This window comes from Aliibacillus thermotolerans, assembly GCF_027853235.1.
Taxonomy (GTDB): domain Bacteria; phylum Bacillota; class Bacilli; order Bacillales; family Marinococcaceae; genus Aliibacillus; species Aliibacillus thermotolerans.
The window spans coordinates 1-1,769 of record NZ_WKJG01000095.1; the positions used below are offsets into that span (position 1 = coordinate 1).

Annotated in this window: 4 protein-coding genes; all 4 read right to left on the reverse strand. The window is 39.6% G+C overall.

Features of this window, described 5'->3' with window-relative positions:
• Window positions 1–110: 110 nt before the first annotated feature.
• Entirely contained in the window at window positions 111–296 is a 186-nt protein-coding gene (locus GJS40_RS13380; RefSeq protein WP_270898357.1) for a hypothetical protein, read from the reverse strand.
• Between the two features lie 186 nt (window positions 297–482).
• The gene (locus GJS40_RS13385) at window positions 483–854 is read right to left on the reverse strand and encodes an SLAP domain-containing protein (RefSeq protein WP_270898358.1); all 372 of its coding nucleotides are present in this window, start codon (window positions 852–854) and stop codon (window positions 483–485) included.
• Window positions 855–923: 69 nt separating this feature from the next.
• On the reverse strand, window positions 924–1,538 hold the full coding sequence (locus GJS40_RS13390) for a TetR/AcrR family transcriptional regulator (RefSeq protein WP_270898359.1): 615 nt from the start codon (window positions 1,536–1,538) through the stop codon (window positions 924–926).
• Window positions 1,539–1,545: 7 nt separating this feature from the next.
• Entirely contained in the window at window positions 1,546–1,662 is a 117-nt protein-coding gene (locus tag GJS40_RS14585; protein WP_377901969.1) for a 3-hydroxyacyl-CoA dehydrogenase family protein, read from the reverse strand.
• Between the last annotated feature and the right edge of the window lie 107 nt (window positions 1,663–1,769).

Sequence of the window (1,769 nt, forward strand, 5' to 3'; positions counted from 1 at the left end):
CTATACTGTAATATTTCATTTTACAACCTCCTACTTTGTATATTATACAAGAAAGTAGGAGGTATTTCAACAATAATTTTTGACTTTTATATATTTTTATAAAGTTTATGTCATCTGCACTTCACCCCTTCACTACGTAATACTTCCAACTCAGTGAAAGCATTCGTCGCTTGTGCAATGGTAATCGTGTCATCGTCCAGTTCATTGATCTCATCTAAATCATAGACTTGTAGAAGGTCATCCACCAGTTCTTGCAGGGCATTTCTCCTTTCACTAATCGTTTCCGATTCATTCACCTTCCCTAAATGGGTCTCATACGTCTGTGGGCTCGCTACGATGGTGACAGTTGTCTGTTTTACGCCAATCCCTGCTAAAGATAAAATGATGGAGAGACTCGTACGACTGATATATGCGCGGTGATTCCCCTTTTTCCAATCTCTGATTTCCCACTGTGAAACGGTGATGCGACATTGAAAATTCAGTTACAATATAATTTCGCCTTCTATCGGTAACTCAATCGGGGTATGTAGTCTCGAAAAAATAAATGTCCACGGCATGCTAACAAACGGTGAAATAACAAGGGATGGGTGGGTGAAATGTTTTTCAGCAAGAACGGTGTCTCCTTTTTGGAAAGTGACTTGCCTGTTCTCAAACTGAAGCGTCTCCGCTGTGCCGTTATGAATGAGAACGGTCACGAGTAATTCGTCCTTATGATTCCACGCTTCTCGAATTGTTAAGCAAACAACACGGCCTTCTGCTTGCTCTTTTGTCGCTTGAAAAATCTCTTCTATTTCCCTACGGTCACCGGAAGACAATGTTCTTTCCCAGGCAGGTTCATATTGTAACCTTTGCATGAACTTCCTCCTTCAGCTAAGCAAGAAAGGAAGACCACTTTCCGAAGTCTTCCTTGTTATTTATTCCTATCACTCATTACGAAAAGGATTTTTATTCGTATTTGTTAAAGCATTTAAGAGCAGTCTAAAGGCTGGCTCTACTGACGTAAGTAATGAATAATCTTTCGACGATAACACCCAGTTTGTAACAATTTCATCTAACGTTCCGAATATCATTTTACGAGAAACTCGTACCGGAATATCGGAAACAAACAGTTGTTGCTCCATTCCTTGATTAATCGTGGCATCGATGATACGAGCATAACTGCGTATTCCTGGTCTCATTGCTTCCCGTACTCTTTGAATCGACTGTCTCGATTCAATTTGAATGACACGGGCGGCTTCGGGATCTGATTGGAAAAAATGAAAGTGATAACGGACGATTTCGAGTAACATGAATCTAGCATCTTGATATGGTTCTAGCGCTTGTTGGAGACCGGGAACAAATTGATTATAAATGGTTTCGTGAAAGAGCGTTTGTAAAATATGTTCTTTATTTTGAAAATAGTTATAAATAGTCCCGTCTCCAATTCCTGCAACACTTGCTATTTGCGTAATGCTAGATTGATGATACCCATTTTCAGCAAATACTTTTTTTGCTGCTTGAAGAATGAGTTCTCTTTTATCGCCGTTATTCTTTCTCATCGTTTTCCTACGCCCCCGTGTAGTCATAAAATCCTTTCCCCGTTTTTCTTCCTAACAATCCATTATCCACCATTTCCTTCAATTTGTCACTAGGCTTAAATTGGGAGCTTTTTGCGATGTACAATCTTTTTATGTTTTAGTCCAAAAAATATAGCGTCGGTTTAGACAATAAAACGCCAGCTCTCCTCCCAATCGAACAAAAATTGCTGTGCTCCGTGTTTTGTTCGCTTC